Genomic DNA, 15,847 nt, shown 5'->3' on the forward strand with positions numbered 1-15,847 from the left:
GAATGCGCTAAACTTGCCTGCCTTTTGCACAAGAGTGAAATGAATCCATCTTAACGTGAGGGGTATATAATGGGGCTCATTAATGACTTAGCGGGAGGGAAGGAAAATGGTTAATTGCCCGGCGTGTAAAAATGAACTGGAACAAATGGACGGTGGAGCTCACTGCAATACCTGTGGCAAAGACTTCCGTCTTGAGGCGCTATGCCCGGACTGCCATAAGCCGCTGCAGGTGCTGAAAGCTTGCGGGGCGGTGGATTATTTTTGCCAGAACGGCCACGGGCTGATTTCTAAAAAGCGCGTGGAGTTTGCTCCCGCCGCGCTTTAATTACTCGCTCTTCGCCGCTGGCTTACGCTTACGCGGCGCTTTCACAGGTTTGATGCCCGTCACCTGGCTCTCAACCCAGCCGTCATCCAGGCGCGTGGTCAGCGTGTCCCCGGACTTCACCTGTTTGGTTTTTTTCAGCACTTTGCCATCTTCAGCCGTCGTTACGCTGTAGCCTCGGGCGAGCGTCGCCAGCGGGCTAACGGCCTCCAGCTGGGCGAGCGCGGTGCCAAAGCGCTGTTTTGTCTGGCTAAGCTGAGCGCTTACTAACTGCGACAGGCGGTATTCCAGCTGCTGTAAGCGAGACTGGGCGCGGTGAATGCGTGGCTGAGGTTGCTGCTGGTTAAGGCGCTGGCTGAGGCGCAGTTGCTGCTGATTCGCCCGGCGCAGTTTGCCGTCCATTGCCACGTTCAGCCGCTGGCGCAGGCGCTCAAGCGTGGTTTGCTGGCGGGCCAGGCGTAGCTGAGGATGCTGCTGCTGCAGGCGATGGTGCAGCTGGGTAAACCGCCGCGAGCGCTGGGCGAGGTAATAGTCCATCGCCATTTCCATACGCTGCTGCTGCGCCTGAAGCTGGCGCAGAAGTTCGAGCTGATTACGGCTGACAATCTCTGCCGCGGCGGAAGGCGTCGGCGCGCGTAAATCAGCGACAAAATCTGCGATCGTGACGTCAGTTTCGTGCCCTACGGCGCTAACAACCGGAATACGGCTGGCAAAAATCGCCCGCGCAACACGCTCATCGTTAAAGCTCCACAAATCTTCCAGCGAGCCGCCGCCGCGCCCGACAATCAGCACGTCACACTCGTTGCGCAGGTTGGCAAGCTCAATGGCGCGCACGATTTGCAGCGGAGCATCTGCACCCTGAACGGCCGTCGGATAGATGATGACCGGCAGAGACGGATCGCGGCGCTGTAAAACATGCAGCACGTCGTGCAGGGCCGCACCGGTTTTAGACGTAATAACGCCGACCTGGCGAGCCGGGGCGGGCAGGGGCTGCTTGTGCTGCTGGTCAAAAAGCCCTTCAGCGCTCAGCTTCGCCTTGAGCTGCTCGTACTGCTGCTGCAACAGCCCTTCACCGGCGGGCTGCATGCTTTCAACGATAATCTGATAGTCGCCGCGCGGTTCATAAAGAGTGATGTTAGCGCGCACTAACACCTGCTGCCCGTGCTGCGGGCGGAAGGTCACGCGGCGGTTGCTGTTGCGGAACATCGCGCAGCGAACCTGGGCGGTATCGTCTTTTAGCGTGAAGTACCAGTGGCCCGAAGAGGGCTGGCTAAAGTTGGAGATTTCACCGCTGATCCAGACCTGCCCCATTTCCTGCTCCAGCAGCAAACGCACCGTCTGATTCAGGCGAGAAACGGTAAAAATTGAGGGGGAATTCAGTGTCGACATGTGAGCTGGATCAAATTCTAAATCAGCAGGTTAATAGGTCGATACTACAGCCCGGTGCGCTATTAGCAAGGAGTTTTGCGAAAAAAGTGTGGATGCAATCGCTTACGCTCTGTATAATGCCGCGGCAATATTTTATCTGTTCTCATTCACCCCCAGGTTGAGATATTGCCATGCTACGTATCGCTAAAGAAGCACTGACGTTTGACGACGTTCTCCTCGTTCCAGCTCACTCTACCGTTCTGCCGAACACGGCCGATCTCGGCACCCAACTGACCAAAACTATTCGTCTGAATATCCCTATGCTGTCCGCAGCGATGGATACCGTGACGGAAGCGCGTCTGGCTATCGCCCTTGCGCAGGAAGGCGGTCTTGGTTTCATCCACAAAAATATGTCGATTGAACGCCAGGCAGAAGAAGTGAAGCGCGTTAAGAAACACGAAAGTGGCGTGGTCACTGACCCGCAAACCGTGCTGCCTGGAACCACCCTGCGTGAAGTGAAAGAATTAACCGAACGTAACGGCTTTGCCGGTTACCCGGTAGTGACCGAAGAAAACGAACTGGTGGGTATCATTACCGGCCGTGACGTGCGCTTCGTGACCGACCTGAGCCAGCCTGTTAGCGTGTACATGACCCCGAAAGAGCGTCTGGTTACCGTGAAAGAAGGCGAAGCCCGCGACGTCGTGCTGGCTAAAATGCACGAAAAACGCGTTGAAAAAGCGCTGGTTGTGGACGCGAGCTTCCACCTGCGCGGCATGATCACCGTTAAGGACTTCCAGAAAGCAGAGCGTAAACCTAACGCCTGTAAAGATGAGCAGGGCCGTCTGCGCGTTGGGGCTGCGGTTGGCGCAGGCGCAGGCAACGAAGAGCGCGTTGACGCTCTGGTCGCCGCTGGCGTTGATATTCTGCTGATTGACTCCTCTCACGGCCACTCCGAAGGCGTTCTGCAGCGTATTCGTGAAACCCGCGCTAAATATCCTGACCTGCAAATCATCGGCGGTAACGTAGCAACCGCCGCTGGCGCTCGTGCACTGGCGGAAGCTGGCTGCAGCGCGGTTAAAGTCGGTATCGGCCCTGGCTCCATCTGTACCACTCGTATCGTAACCGGCGTTGGCGTTCCGCAGATCACCGCCGTGGCTGACGCGGTTGAAGCCCTGGAAGGCACCGGTATTCCGGTTATCGCCGACGGCGGCATTCGCTTCTCCGGCGACATCGCTAAAGCTATCGCCGCTGGCGCAGCTGCGGTGATGGTTGGCGGTATGCTGGCAGGTACCGAAGAGTCTCCAGGCGAAATCGAACTGTACCAGGGCCGTGCTTTCAAATCCTACCGCGGCATGGGTTCTCTGGGCGCGATGTCCAAAGGCTCTTCTGACCGTTACTTCCAGACCGACAACGCTGCGGACAAACTGGTGCCGGAAGGTATCGAAGGCCGCGTGGCGTATAAAGGCCGTCTGAAAGAGATCGTTCACCAGCAGATGGGCGGCCTGCGTTCCTGTATGGGCCTGACCGGCTGTGGTACCATCGACGAGCTGCGTACCAAAGCGGAATTCGTGCGCATCAGCGGTGCCGGTATCCAGGAAAGCCACGTCCACGACGTGACCATCACTAAAGAGTCTCCGAACTACCGCATGGGCTCCTGATTTCACTAGCCCGGCCACGCGCCGGGCTCTTTATATTCTCGTTTCACTTGCCTCGGAATTAACGTCAATGACGGAAAACATTCATAAACATCGCATCCTGATCCTCGACTTCGGTTCTCAGTACACTCAGCTGGTGGCGCGCCGCGTCCGTGAGCTGGGCGTTTACTGTGAGCTGTGGGCATGGGATGTTACCGAAGCTCAAATTCGTGAGTTCAACCCAAGCGGCATCATTCTCTCCGGCGGCCCGGAAAGCACCACCGAAGAAAACAGCCCTCGTGCACCTGAGTATGTGTTTGAAGCCGGCGTGCCGGTGTTCGGCGTTTGCTACGGCATGCAGACCATGGCCATGCAGCTGGGCGGCCACGTTGAAAGCTCCAACGAGCGTGAATTTGGCTACGCCCAGGTTGAAGTGAAAACCGACAGCGCGCTGGTTCGCGGCATCGAAGACTCCCTGAGCGCAGCCGGTAAGCCGCTGCTGGACGTGTGGATGAGCCACGGCGACAAGGTCACCGCCATCCCGTCTGACTTCGTCACCGTTGCCAGCACCGAAACTTGTCCATTTGCCATTATGGCCAACGAAGAAAAACGTTTCTACGGCGTGCAGTTCCACCCGGAAGTGACCCATACCCGTCAGGGCCAGCGTCTGCTGGAGCGTTTTGTTCTGGAGATCTGCGGCTGCGAAGCGCTGTGGACCCCGGCTAAAATCATCGAAGACGCGATCGTCCGCATCCGCGAGCAGGTGGGTGACGACAAAGTTATTCTTGGCCTGTCCGGCGGCGTTGACTCCTCCGTGACCGCGATGCTGCTGCACCGCGCCATCGGCAAAAACCTGACCTGCGTGTTCGTGGACAACGGCCTGCTGCGCCTGAACGAAGCCCAGCAGGTTATGGACATGTTCGGCGACCACTTCGGCCTGAACATCGTTCACGTTGAAGGCGAAAACCGCTTCCTGACCGCGCTGGCGGGCGAGAACGACCCTGAAGCCAAACGTAAGATCATCGGCCGCGTGTTCGTGGAAGTGTTCGACGAAGAAGCGCTGAAGCTGGAAGACGTTAAGTGGCTGGCGCAGGGCACCATCTATCCTGACGTTATCGAGTCTGCGGCCTCCGCGACCGGGAAAGCACACGTCATCAAATCTCACCACAACGTGGGCGGCCTGCCGAAAGAGATGAAGATGGGCCTGGTTGAGCCGCTGCGCGAGCTGTTCAAAGATGAAGTGCGTAAAATCGGCCTCGAGCTGGGCCTGCCGTACGACATGCTTTACCGCCACCCGTTCCCGGGCCCAGGCCTCGGCGTTCGCGTGCTGGGTGAAGTGAAGAAAGAGTACTGCGACCTGCTGCGCCGCGCCGACGCTATCTTCATCGAAGAGCTGCACAAAGCCGACCTGTACAACAAAGTGAGCCAGGCGTTCACCGTGTTCCTGCCGGTCCGTTCCGTGGGCGTAATGGGCGATGGCCGCAAGTACGACTGGGTTGTTTCCCTGCGTGCGGTAGAAACCATCGACTTTATGACCGCTCACTGGGCGCATCTGCCGTATGACTTCCTCGGCCGCGTGTCCAACCGCATCATCAACGAAGTGAACGGCATCTCCCGCGTGGTTTACGATATCTCCGGTAAGCCACCTGCTACGATCGAGTGGGAATAAGCCGATAACCCTTCCTGAGTTTTCATGAACAGGTAAAACTGCAATCAACCCTCTGTCTTTACAGAGGGTTTTTTATATTCCCTTTTAGCAGCGTCTTTTACAGGCGCTACGTCAGACCTGTTGTCTCACTCATCCCAAATACCGAGGTGGATTCATCAACGAGAAAGCGGACAACTGGAATAGCTCCTCATACTCTGGTTGGTGGTCTAAATATAGTCTATATTAAAGCCAGTGCATATAATAACCATCAGGCGGACCAAACATGAAAATAGAGACAATCAGCTACGTTAAAAAGAACGCCGCAACGCTCGATCTGTCAGAACCTATCCTGGTCACACAAAATGGTGTTCCGGCTTATGTTATAGAGTCCTATGACCAGCAGCAGGAACGAGAAAACGCCATTGCTTTGCTGAAGTTGCTTACCCTGTCAGAGAAAGATAAAGCGGAAGGGCGCGTGTTCTCGAAAGACCAGTTGCTCGATGGCCTTGCGGATTAAACGCAGCGCGCTCAACGTTAAGGGATTTCCATGGAACAGAAGGTGACCTTTGAGTACACGCTTACCGTAAAGCACTGTATCGACACAATAGCGAGTTTTCTGCGCCGCGTTGATGTTGAGCTGCGTCCGGTTATTGCAGATATTCTCACACAGTTTGAGAGTACCGTAGGCCAGTTCCCCCTGAGTGGCCAGATTTGCCCCGAATTGCTGAAAATTGGCTGCGCCAAATACCGGGAGTTTAACCACGCTGAAGGCTATCGGGTTTTGTATTCCGTAGACGAAACCTTAGTGACCGCGTATGCGATCCTGGCACATCGTCAGGACGTCCAGCAGCTGCTGTTTAAGCGTCTGATCATGGCCTGATAACCCTAAATGCGTGTTGTAAAGCAATAACACGAATCTAAAGAGCGTGTTTGTAAGTCATCATAACAGCATGATAAATATCACAAATTTTATTATTTTGACGGTGTTTATTACAGTATCGTCTAGAAATGCACGTCGCTGGCGGCGTTATCCAGGGATTCCGGGCTGTCGGCATCTTCCGCTTTGAACACTTCCCGGTTGGCTTCGTCATGCCCGATGGAAAACATGGCGTGTACGTAATGGAGCCGGCTACTCGATGCCATAGAAAAGGAAGTTAAGCGCTGCTTTTATTGTATTTTCATATTCAGCCGCGCTGCAGTGTTCTGCGCCGAGTACCCGTTCAGGGATACTCGCGAGTTCATGAGTCATCACAATAAAATCTTCACCGGCCAGGTTAATGGATGGGGTGAGTTTGTCCGTGCGTGGTCCTTTATAGTTTTCAGCTGGAAATAAAGGAATGACGACTCGGGTGTTTCTGCGCCCAATGATGTTGCTCTGAACATTCAATAAATACGGGTAAGCCGTGGGCTTTCCCGTATTTTTGTAGACGGTGAATTGCATGATTAGAACGTCCTGTAGGTGTCGGATAAAAGTCCGTTTTCTTCCGTGAGCTGGTTCAAATAGTCGATTGCGGCTTCGTTTTCTTTCTTCCAGCGAGCGGCTTCAATCTCCTTGATTTCGGCTTTTAGAGCATTACGCAACGTTTGTGACAAGTTGATTCCTGCCGCTTTGGCTTCCTGAATCAGATCTGGCTCTAGTGTGACGGTGACGGTTTTTTTCACTCGTATACTTGCTGATGCGGGCATGGCTCCTCCTTCAATATCTTCGCATTTCTATGTGCAATTAACACACACGATAGCACATATACAGTGTGGCGAAAATATCGCCAAAACATCTTTGGCTAAAAATCGACTCCGCGCCCGGGATTTATGCCCGCTATATAAATCCCCTTTGATCTGTTAAAACATCTGGCGATCCGGCTACGGCAAAAGTTAAACAAGACTGAGGTAACGAGCACCATGAATAAAGCAGATCATCTCCAGGCGGTCACGGCCAAAGCCAGGGCGATCATGGCACGGAACAATATTGAGGCTTTGGTGGTGACCACCCCGGACAACTTTTGCCATGTCACCGGGTTTGCCAGTTTCTTTATGTACACCTTTCGCCACACCGGCGCGGCGCTGGCGGTCATTTTCCGGGATGAAAAGTTACCTTCCTTGATCGTGATGAACGAGTTTGAGGCGGCAGGTTTACAGTTTGAGCTGGCGAACTATGAGCTGAAGACCTTCCCGGTTTGGGTGGATGTCGATGAGCCTTTTAACCCGCAGCGGGTGGTGAAAGAGCGGCCGATTGGCCCGCCGGTTGAGGCGGTTTTCACTCTGCTCAAGTCCACTTTAGCGGACGCGGGCGTGCTGGATAAAAACATCGCTATCGAGCTGAATGCCATGAGCAACGGCGGCAAGCAGACCCTGGATAAGGTGATCCCGAATTTACGGCTGGTGGACTCCACGGCAATCTTCAATGAGCTACGGATGGTCAAAAGCCCGTGGGAGATAGTCTTCCTGCGAAAAAGCGCGGAGATCACCGAGTATGGCATCAGTGAAGCCTTCAAGGCGATTGGGGCGGGATGTTCGGCGTGGGATCTCACTGCGGCATATAAAGCAGCCATTATGCAGCACCCGGAGACGAACCTTTCGCGCTTCCATTTGATCTCGGTTGGCGATGATTTTGCCCCCAAACTCATCCCGAGCCGTGAACCCGTTAAACCGGGAGATTTAATCAAGTTTGACTGCGGCGTGGATGTTGCCGGGTACGGGGCGGATTTGGCGCGTACCGTGGTGTTCGGGCAGCCTACGGCAATGGCTGAGCGAATCTACCAAACGATTTTGCAGGGCCACGAGCATATGCTCAGCCTGATTGGCCCGGGCGTGAAGCTCAGCCACGTCTTTAACGACACGATGAGCAAAATAAAAGCCAGTGGCTTGCCGCATTATAACCGCGGCCATTTAGGGCATGGTGATGGGCTGTTCCTGGGCCTGGAAGAGGCGCCTTTTGTTAGCGCGGCGGCAACCGAAACCTTCGAGCCTGGCATGGTCTTTAGCGTGGAAACGCCTTACTACGGCATCGGCGTTGGGGCGATCATGCTGGAAGATATGTTGCTCATCACCGACGACGGCTATGAGCTGTTTAGCCATTTACCCCGAGAATTACGGCGCTTCGGGTAAGCTTAATCGGGGGGCATTAAGATGCCCCTTTATTTTTGGCCTCAGCTAAAAAACGCCAGCTTCACCGCAAACAACGCAAGGAACAGACCGGCTGCTTTCTCCAGCAGAAAGACCATGCCGGGCCGCGAACGGACCTTCTCGGCAAGCGAGGTGGTCAGGAAGATCATTATCGAACAGTAGATAAAGGTCAGCGCGGCGGCGGTACCGGCCAAAATCCCGAAGGTCGGGATCCCCAGGCTGCGCGCCGGGTCGATAAACAGCGGCAGAAACATTACATAAAACAGAATGGGCTTGGGGTTCATCAGAGTGATAACCATGCCCTGCAAAAATGGCGTTCTTTTGCCGGTCACCGGCGGCGGCGGGGCGCTGGTATACGCCTTCATCAGCAGCTGCGCGCCCATCCACAGCAGGTAAGCTGCGCCGAGCCATTTGATTATCTGGAAAACATGCGGCGAGGACTCCAGCAGCGCCGCTACGCCCGCGATAGCCAACCACAGCAGCACCTGGTCACCCAACAAAATCCCCATCAGGCAGAGATAGCCGCTGCGCGCGCCGCCTTTGCTGGCGCTGGTAATCAGAATCAGATTGCCGGGGCCGGGAATAATTAACAGCAGGATGAAAGAGACGACAAAGGTGCCGTAATGAATGATGCCGGGCATGCTCAGGTTTTCCTTAAAAGTGCTTGGTTCAGGTGGTGCGTTATTACTTTTATGCGCCGTACTGGCTGGCTTTATGATGGGAACAGGGCCGATAGGCGGCAACCGAAAACCGTGATATGTTTTCCTTATCTATGAAGAAAATCGATTTGTCGAAGCGCGACATTTCCAATAACTGACTGAAGATATGGCCGGAATAAAGCTAAATCAGCTGGAAATGCTGATAGCCGCAGTGGAAAACAATGGTTTCAGCGCTGCGGCCGCAGCATTGGGCTGTACTCAATCGCGCATTAGCCATGCGATTTCCGAACTGGAGCAGCACCTGAATGTGCGCCTGCTGCACCGCTCGCGCAGCGGCTGCACCCCGACTGCCGCCTGCACGCAGATTCTCAAAGATGCGAAAAAAATCATGCAGCTGCTGGAAGGCATTGAGCAGGCGGCGGCGGAAGCGCCGCAGCTTGCCGGGCGCGTGCGGGTGGCCTGCTTTCGCAGCGCGACGGCGAACCTGCTGCCCCCTTACTTTGAGGCGCTCGCTACTGCCTTACCCGATATTCATCTGGATATTGATGACAGCGCGACGGAATACCACCACCTCAACGACGCGGTGGTGTCCGGGCGGGCGGACATCGGCATTACCATTCAGGGCTACCCGGAGTCGCTGCACGGCGTACCGTACATCAGCGACCCTTACATGCTGATGCTGCCCCGCAGCTTCCGGCTGCAGCAGCCTTTTAGCTGGCATCAGTTGGAAAAGCTGCCGTTTATCCAGCCGAACGCAAACACGCTGAGCCCCGCCGTTGAGCGCTGTCGTGAAATGGGGCTGCGTAACGAGGTGGTGCATAAGCTTGCCAGCGACAGCGGGATTGTCGGGCTGGTGAATCAGGGGCTGGGGTTTTCGATTATGCCGTGGCTTTCGGTGCTGCCGGTGCCGGAAAATATGCGCATTCTGGATTTACCTCAGCCGCTGCGCCGCCATTTGTTCATCGTCACCCGTCCTGAACTGCGGCACGATAAAGTGATCGCCACGCTGATTAACTTCCTGCGTGATAAGGCGCTGATCCGTACGACCAGCGTCTGGCGTTCAGGCATGCTGGCGTTCGATTACTGACGGGGCTCCAGCCATGGGCTGGTCAGCGAAATGGCCTGATTGTCAAAATCGATGAGCATCCGCACGCCGAGCGGGAGCGTCAGCATCGGGTGCGTGTGGCAGCAGTCGAAATCGGAGACGATAGGGATCTCGCGGCCATTGAGCACTTCCCTCAGGATTTGCAGCGGCGATTTTCCGCTGCCCTGGTCGTCAAACAGCTCGTGCCTGCCGAGCACAATGGCGGCGATGCGGTCGAATACGCCGCACAGTAAAAGGTGCGAAAATTCTCGCTCCAGTTCCGCCGCGCTGTGCAGACTGTCCTCAATAAACAAAATATCGCCCCGGTTGATATCGGGCATATATTCACTGCCCCAGAGGCCGTAAAGGGTATTCAGGTTGCCACCAATGACTCGGCCTTCTACTTTGCCAGCGCCCTCGAAGCGCCAGCCACCGGGCCGCAGCGTTTTCCCCCGGGACTGGGTTTCCCAGTCGATCATCTCCTCGCTCCATTCAGCGGGCTGGCTCAGCGCGTACGGCAGCGTCTGCGGCCTGCTGAGGATGTTGAGGAAATAGTCAAAAGTGGTGTCGACCAGCGGAGGGAATTCACCCAAAGAGGCCACCACCGCCGGGCCATAAAAGGTAATCAGCCCTGTCCTTTGATAGATGCCTGCCAGTAGCGCGGTCACGTCCGAATAGCCGATGATAATTTTGGGATCTTTCATCAGCTGCGCGTAGTCGATGTAAGGCAGCAATGAGTTGCTGTTTAAGCCGCCGATAGCCGAGATAATGCAGCGCACGTTCGGGTCATGCAAAAGGGCATTAAACTCATCCGCTCGCTCGCGAATCGAGCCGGAACGCCAGGAATCCTTTTTGCCCGTCAGGCTACCTTCCTGCAGATAAAATCCCTGTGATTCAATAAAGGCCTTCGCTCTCTGGTAACGCTTTGGCGCAAATGCGGTGGCGGCGGAAGAGGGCGAAAATACCGCGAGCGTATCGCCGACGGCTAAAGGGCGGGCGTAAAGCTGGGGCATTCGTCATTCTCCTTATTGTTTTTTTAATAATAGTGCGAAGCAGTGCTGCGCAATAGTGATTCCAGGCACTCAGGGTAAAGAATTAATCCTTTGTTTTTATGAGTGTAATTATCCTTCGAGCTATAGTTATTTTTCGGCAATTCTTAGCATCATGTTGAATTTGTGAACGCATTTGACTCTGCAATACTGCCCCGAAGTGTGCTGAAACGTATAAGCCTTACAGGCTTCGATTGCGCGGTATGAGGAAGTTCAGAAGCATCATGATTCAACTAGAAAACATCAATAAGATCTACCCGGGCAATGTACAGCACGCAATCAACTCGCTGAATATGACGATTAACGAAGGAGAGCTATGCACCTTCGTCGGTCCCAGCGGCTGCGGCAAAACCACCACCCTGAGGATGATTAACCGGCTGGACATACCCGACAGCGGTGAAGTCTATATTCAGGGCCAGCCGCTCTCCCGCGCTGACATTATTCAGGTACGCCGCAAGATAGGCTTTGTGATGCAAAGCCCGGCGCTATTTCCTCACCGTACCGTGGCGGAAAACATCGCCACCGTGCCGCACCTGCTGGGCTGGGACAAACGTGCCATCGCCCGTCGCATTGACGAGCTGGTGGCGCTGATGTCGCTGAACCCTCTGGTGCTGAAACGCTATCCCCACCAGCTTTCTGGCGGGCAACAAAGCCGGGTTTCTATCGCCCGAGCCCTTGCTGCCGATCCGCCAATCTTGCTGATGGATGAACCTTTTGCCGCCATCGACCCGGTGGTACGCGACAAGCTACAGGGCGAGCTGCTGTCGCTGCAGGGGCGTTTGCATAAAACCATTATTCTGGTGACCCACGATATCAACGAGGCGATTCGCCTCGGCGACCGCATTGCCATTTTCCGTGAAGGTGGGCACCTCGAACAGTTTGATACCCCGGACAATATTCTCTCCTGGCCCGCCAGCGACTTTGTGCGTGACTTTATTGGTCCGGAACCGAATCTGAAGCGTCTTGGCATGATGCGCGTAGGCGACCTGCCGCGCCGTGATGTACCGGTCCTGACGCATGATGAGCCAGTATCTTCCGATACCAGCCTGCTCAACGGGCAGCGTGCTCTGGTCCTGGATGCCGACGGGCGGCCTCTGCACTGGCTCGAAAATGGGCAGCAGCTCCCGGTGCGGATTGCCGAAGAGAGTGAGTCGCTGCGCCACGTTTACAGCGAGTTGCTGGACGTACCGCAGGGCGTGCTGGTGCGTGTAACGCCCGAGGGTCGCTACGCCGGCGCCGTTGATAGCGGTCTGCTAAGTGATGCGCTCAACCGCCACCAGGAGCTGCACCGCAATGATTGACTGGCAATGGGTGACCGACAATCTCGATATGATCGGCGAGCTGATGCTACAGCATTTGCAGATGGTGCTGCTGTCTCTGGCGATGGGTACTGTGTTGACCGCGATAATGCTGCTGCTTTCCATCGTCTGGCCCGCGCTCTCCGGGCCGCTGATCTCGCTGAGCGGCGTGCTGTTTACCATCCCTTCACTGGCGCTGTTTATTCTGCTGCTGCCGTGGACCGGGCTGTCGATGACGACCGCGGTGATCGGGTTGACTCTCTATTCGCTGCTGATCCTGCTGCGCAACGTGCTGGCGGGGATGCAGAAGCTGCCAGCGGATGTGCTGGAGTCGGGCAGGGCGCTTGGCTATACGCGATTTGGCCGCTTTATCGAAGTTGAGCTGTTCCTGATCCTGCCTGCCTTGTTTGCCGGTTTGCGCATCGCTTCCGTGACGCTGGTGGGGCTGGTGATCGTCACCGCGCTGATCGGTCAGGGTGGCCTGGGGCAGCTGATGATCCTCGGTTTTAACCAAAACTTTTTGACGCCGATTCTGGTCAGCCTGGCGCTGAGCCTTGTGCTGTCGCTGTTTCTTGACCTGCTGATAGCCCGCCTCGGCTACAGCCTGACCGGGTGGACGCGCTGATGGATATTCTTCATGACACCTGGCTGTGGTTCTTACAGGCCGACCACTGGAACGGCGATCTCGGCATCTGGCACCGTTTCGCTGAGCATCTCTACTACGTGCTGATTAGTCTCGTTATTGGCGCTTTGGTAGCCCAGCCGCTCGGCATTCTGCTCGGCTACTGGCGGCGTGGGGCGTTTTTCGCCATCAACCTGTTCAACATTGGCCAAGCGTTCCCTTCGCTGGGGATCATTCTGCTGTGCATTATGCTGCTTGGCTTCAACGATGTGCCTGTATTTATCGCTCTGGTTGCGCTGGCTATTCCGCCGATGCTGACCAACACCTATGTCGGCATTAGCCATGCCGATCAAACGCTGTGCGATGCCGCAAAAGCGATGGGCATGACGCCGCTGCAGAGCCTTCTTAAGGTCCGTATTCCCCTAGCGATGCCGCTGATTTTTGCCGGGATCCGTACCTCTTTGCTGCAGCTTATCGCCACCGCGGTGGTGGCGGCTTATGCCGGGCTGGATGGCTTAGGGCGCTTTCTTATCGACGGTCTCGGGCAGCGCGATTACCCGCAGGTCATTGCCGGTTCGGTGGTGATCTCGCTGCTGGCGATTGGCTGTGAGCTGTTAATGGCCCAGGTCGCCAGGCGCTGGCTTAATTTTGCAATACCAACAGCAGGTTAGTGCCTGCGCACAACACAACATAAAAGAGAGAAGGGTGATGATGATGAAAAACTGGTTATCTACGGCGAGCAAGGGATTCAAATTGACTTTACTGGCTGCCGGGCTGGCAAGCGTGGGGTTTGCCGCTCAGGCGGAAACGGTCACCATCGGCGGCGCAAACTACTCGGAGCAAACAATCCTGGCAAATATCTACGCCAGCGCGCTGAAGCAGCAGGGCATTGATGTAAAAACTCGCCTCAACCTCGGCAACCGCGAGATCATTATTCCGGCGCTGAAAACCGGCGAGCTGGACGTGGTGCCTGAATACCTTGGTGCGCTGCTGAACTACTATCACGGCGGCAGCAAATCGACCACCGAGCAGGAAGTTTCTGACGAGCTGAAGCAGGCGCTGCCGGCGGATCTGGTGCTGCTAAATCCTTCTCCGGCCGCGTCCATTACCGCGTGGGGCGTGCGTGAAGAAACGGCCAAAAAATATAATCTGAAGACGCTGTCCGACCTGGCGAAGGTTGCTCCCGAGCTGGTTGTTGGCGGGCCGCCTGAAGTGGCTACCCGCGCCCTGGGCCTGCCTGGGCTGGAACGTGTCTACGGCATCAAATTCAAATCCTTTAAGTCGCTGGATATCGGTGGCCCACTGAGCCGTCTGGCGCTGAACTCCGGCAAAATCGACGTGGCGACGCTGGTTTCTACCCAGGGTGACCTGCTGAAAGAGAAGTGGGTGGTGCTGGAGGATGACAAACACGAACAGCCGGCTCAGAACCTGGTGCCTCTGGTACATAAAGGCTCTGTTTCACCAAAAGTCGAAGAAGTTCTCAACAACATCTCCGCGAAGCTGACCACCAAAGATTTGATTCAGCTTAACAAGCTGGTGGATGTCGATCATAAAGATCCGGCAAAAGTTGCCGACCAGTGGGTAAAAGAGAAGCTGGCCGCTAAATAACGAGTCCCCGGCCAGGGAAGGCCACTTCACAACGAGTATCCCGACATGTCACAAGCTACCGCCATTTTCAATCTGTTCTTCTTCAATCCGCAGGGGGATTATCGATTCTCCTGGCGCCACCCTGATGCACCCGGTAAAGAGATTTTTACCCTGAAGTATTACGCCGAGCTGGCGCGTAGAGCCGAGGCTGCCGTGCTGGACAATATTTTTATTGCCGACCATGTGGCCATTTGGGATACCGTGCCGAGCGGCCTCGCGCATTATGCTAATCCACGGCTGGAGCCGATTACGCTGCTGGCCGCGCTGGCGGCAACCACAGAAAATATTGGCCTGATGTCCACCGCCTCAACCTCCTATACCGAGCCTTACAACCTGGCGCGCTATTTTGCCTCGCTCGATCATTTGAGCGGCGGGCGAGCGAGCTGGAACGTGGTCACCTCATGGCTGCCGGAAGAGGCCGCTAACTATGGCCTGGATACGCTGCCGGAGCACGGCAGGCGCTATGAACGTGCCGCCGAATTTATTGAGGTGGTCCGGAAGCTTTGGGATTCCTGGGAAGATGATGCGGTGCTGATCGATAAGCAGAGCGGCTATTTTGCCGACCCCGATCGCGTGCATCCGCTGAATCACGAAGGTGAATTCTTTAAGGTGCGTGGGCCGCTGAACGTGCCGCGCCCGCCTCAGGGACACCCGATTGTGGTGCAGGCCGGCTCTTCCGAGTCGGGCAAGCAGCTGGCTGCCGCCCAGGCGGATATTCACTTTGTATTTATGAGCAATATTGAGAAGGGCCTGGCCTACCGCGCGGATATGGACAAGCGCCTCCTTGCGCTGGGGCGTGACCCGGCACACTTTAAGATCCTCGGTGGTGTGCTGCCGGTGGTGGTAAATACCCCGGAAGAAAAAGAGCAGCGGCAGAAGCTCATCCAAACGCTGATGAACGATCAGATGGCGCTGGATCTCCTGAGTACCTATCTGCGGATGGATATGGGGGAGTACGATCCTCATGCGCCGCTGCCGCCTTTGCCGGACGAGCAGGGCTTTGACGGGCTGAGAACCGCTTTGCAGATCATTAAGGGTTACGATCCAGAGCTGACGGTCCTGCAGCTGGGAAGATTGTTGCTTCAAAGTTCGGATAGCTGGCTAGTTATCGGCACCGCGCAGGAAGTTGCCGACACGCTCAGCGAGGCGTTTCATGCCGGAGCCGTAGATGGCTATAACCTGATGTTCCCGTTCCTGCCGACGGATTTTGATAACTTTATCGACCAGGTGGCGCCGATTCTTAAGAAGAGCGGGGTGATGCAGCAGGCTTACCGCCCTGGAACATTACGCGAGAAGCTGGGATTGCCGCCGGTAGTGAATCAGTTCAGGCGTGAGTGACATATTCGCCACTCACTCTAACCCTCTCCCCATGGGGGGAGAGGGGACGAAAGAA

Annotated in this window: 17 protein-coding genes and 1 pseudogene; 12 read left to right on the forward strand and 6 right to left on the reverse strand. The window is 55.8% G+C overall.

The genetic code is table 11. The annotated features are described in order from the left end of the window. The first annotated feature begins 106 nt into the window (after window positions 1–106). Window positions 107–325: a zinc ribbon domain-containing protein gene (locus EL098_RS04950; protein WP_126355248.1), complete on the forward strand. Its 219-nt coding sequence runs from the start codon at window positions 107–109 to the stop codon at window positions 323–325. Here the strand turns inward: EL098_RS04950 and xseA are convergent, their stop codons facing one another. Next, the gene (gene xseA, locus EL098_RS04955) at window positions 326–1,711 is read right to left on the reverse strand and encodes an exodeoxyribonuclease VII large subunit (RefSeq protein WP_126355249.1); all 1,386 of its coding nucleotides are present in this window, start codon (window positions 1,709–1,711) and stop codon (window positions 326–328) included. A 170-nt stretch (window positions 1,712–1,881) separates the two neighbouring features. Between xseA and guaB the strand changes: the two genes are divergently transcribed. The 4 genes from guaB to EL098_RS04975 all read left to right on the forward strand — a co-directional run bounded on the left by guaB (window position 1,882) and on the right by EL098_RS04975 (window position 5,852). After that, the gene (guaB, locus tag EL098_RS04960; protein ID WP_126355250.1) at window positions 1,882–3,348 is read left to right on the forward strand and encodes an IMP dehydrogenase; all 1,467 of its coding nucleotides are present in this window, start codon (window positions 1,882–1,884) and stop codon (window positions 3,346–3,348) included. A 67-nt stretch (window positions 3,349–3,415) separates the two neighbouring features. Then, on the forward strand, window positions 3,416–4,993 hold the full coding sequence (gene guaA, locus EL098_RS04965; protein WP_045783526.1) for a glutamine-hydrolyzing GMP synthase: 1,578 nt from the start codon (window positions 3,416–3,418) through the stop codon (window positions 4,991–4,993). Between the two features lie 262 nt (window positions 4,994–5,255). Then, window positions 5,256–5,489 carry a type II toxin-antitoxin system Phd/YefM family antitoxin gene (locus tag EL098_RS04970; RefSeq protein ID WP_126355251.1) on the forward strand — a complete coding sequence of 78 codons (234 nt, stop codon included), beginning with the start codon at window positions 5,256–5,258 and terminating at the stop codon, window positions 5,487–5,489. Between the two features lie 30 nt (window positions 5,490–5,519). After that, on the forward strand, window positions 5,520–5,852 hold the full coding sequence (locus EL098_RS04975; protein WP_126355252.1) for a type II toxin-antitoxin system RelE/ParE family toxin: 333 nt from the start codon (window positions 5,520–5,522) through the stop codon (window positions 5,850–5,852). 164 nt (window positions 5,853–6,016) lie between these two features. On the opposite strand, the pseudogene EL098_RS23380 reads toward EL098_RS04975, so the two are convergent. The 3 genes and pseudogenes from EL098_RS23380 to EL098_RS04985 form a co-directional block, all read right to left on the reverse strand. Next, window positions 6,017–6,091: pseudogene (locus tag EL098_RS23380) on the reverse strand (DUF2000 domain-containing protein); the annotation flags it as partial. A 10-nt stretch (window positions 6,092–6,101) separates the two neighbouring features. Then, the gene (locus tag EL098_RS04980; RefSeq protein ID WP_126355253.1) at window positions 6,102–6,413 is read right to left on the reverse strand and encodes a CcdB family protein; all 312 of its coding nucleotides are present in this window, start codon (window positions 6,411–6,413) and stop codon (window positions 6,102–6,104) included. A gap of 2 nt (window positions 6,414–6,415) precedes the next feature. Next, window positions 6,416–6,658 (reverse strand): type II toxin-antitoxin system CcdA family antitoxin, encoded by a 243-nt coding sequence (locus EL098_RS04985; protein WP_126355254.1) that lies wholly within the window; start codon window positions 6,656–6,658, stop codon window positions 6,416–6,418. Between the two features lie 213 nt (window positions 6,659–6,871). Between EL098_RS04985 and EL098_RS04990 the strand changes: the two genes are divergently transcribed. Beyond that, window positions 6,872–8,077, forward strand: a complete 1,206-nt coding sequence (locus tag EL098_RS04990; protein WP_126355255.1) for a M24 family metallopeptidase — start codon at window positions 6,872–6,874, stop codon at window positions 8,075–8,077. Between the two features lie 41 nt (window positions 8,078–8,118). Here the strand turns inward: EL098_RS04990 and EL098_RS04995 are convergent, their stop codons facing one another. Beyond that, window positions 8,119–8,736 (reverse strand): LysE family transporter, encoded by a 618-nt coding sequence (locus EL098_RS04995; RefSeq protein WP_126355256.1) that lies wholly within the window; start codon window positions 8,734–8,736, stop codon window positions 8,119–8,121. A gap of 184 nt (window positions 8,737–8,920) precedes the next feature. On the opposite strand from EL098_RS04995, the gene EL098_RS05000 reads away from it, so the two are divergent. Further along, entirely contained in the window at window positions 8,921–9,841 is a 921-nt protein-coding gene (locus EL098_RS05000) for a LysR family transcriptional regulator (RefSeq protein ID WP_126355257.1), read from the forward strand. Here EL098_RS05000 and EL098_RS05005 read toward each other — a convergent pair. Further along, entirely contained in the window at window positions 9,835–10,851 is a 1,017-nt protein-coding gene (locus EL098_RS05005; protein ID WP_126355258.1) for a S66 family peptidase, read from the reverse strand. The genes EL098_RS05000 and EL098_RS05005 overlap by 7 nt on opposite strands. A 260-nt stretch (window positions 10,852–11,111) precedes the next feature. Here EL098_RS05005 and EL098_RS05010 point away from each other — a divergent pair, with 260 nt between their 5' ends. From EL098_RS05010 to EL098_RS05030, 5 genes are read left to right on the forward strand one after another with little or no spacing between them, the layout of a single operon-like run. Beyond that, the gene (locus tag EL098_RS05010) at window positions 11,112–12,188 is read left to right on the forward strand and encodes an ABC transporter ATP-binding protein (protein ID WP_126355259.1); all 1,077 of its coding nucleotides are present in this window, start codon (window positions 11,112–11,114) and stop codon (window positions 12,186–12,188) included. After that, window positions 12,181–12,810 carry an ABC transporter permease gene (locus EL098_RS05015; protein ID WP_126355260.1) on the forward strand — a complete coding sequence of 210 codons (630 nt, stop codon included), beginning with the start codon at window positions 12,181–12,183 and terminating at the stop codon, window positions 12,808–12,810. Before EL098_RS05010 ends, EL098_RS05015 begins: the two co-directional genes overlap by 8 nt. Then, window positions 12,810–13,478 carry an ABC transporter permease gene (locus EL098_RS05020; protein ID WP_126355261.1) on the forward strand — a complete coding sequence of 223 codons (669 nt, stop codon included), beginning with the start codon at window positions 12,810–12,812 and terminating at the stop codon, window positions 13,476–13,478. Before EL098_RS05015 ends, EL098_RS05020 begins: the two co-directional genes overlap by 1 nt. A 37-nt stretch (window positions 13,479–13,515) precedes the next feature. Continuing rightward, a complete protein-coding gene (locus EL098_RS05025; RefSeq protein ID WP_126355262.1) occupies window positions 13,516–14,415 on the forward strand; it encodes an ABC transporter substrate-binding protein in 900 nt (299 codons plus the stop codon). Between the two features lie 45 nt (window positions 14,416–14,460). Further along, window positions 14,461–15,792 (forward strand): NtaA/DmoA family FMN-dependent monooxygenase, encoded by a 1,332-nt coding sequence (locus tag EL098_RS05030; protein WP_126355263.1) that lies wholly within the window; start codon window positions 14,461–14,463, stop codon window positions 15,790–15,792. Window positions 15,793–15,847 lie beyond the last annotated feature (55 nt).

Source organism: Cedecea lapagei (genome assembly GCF_900635955.1).
In the GTDB taxonomy this organism is placed as follows: domain Bacteria; phylum Pseudomonadota; class Gammaproteobacteria; order Enterobacterales; family Enterobacteriaceae; genus Cedecea; species Cedecea lapagei.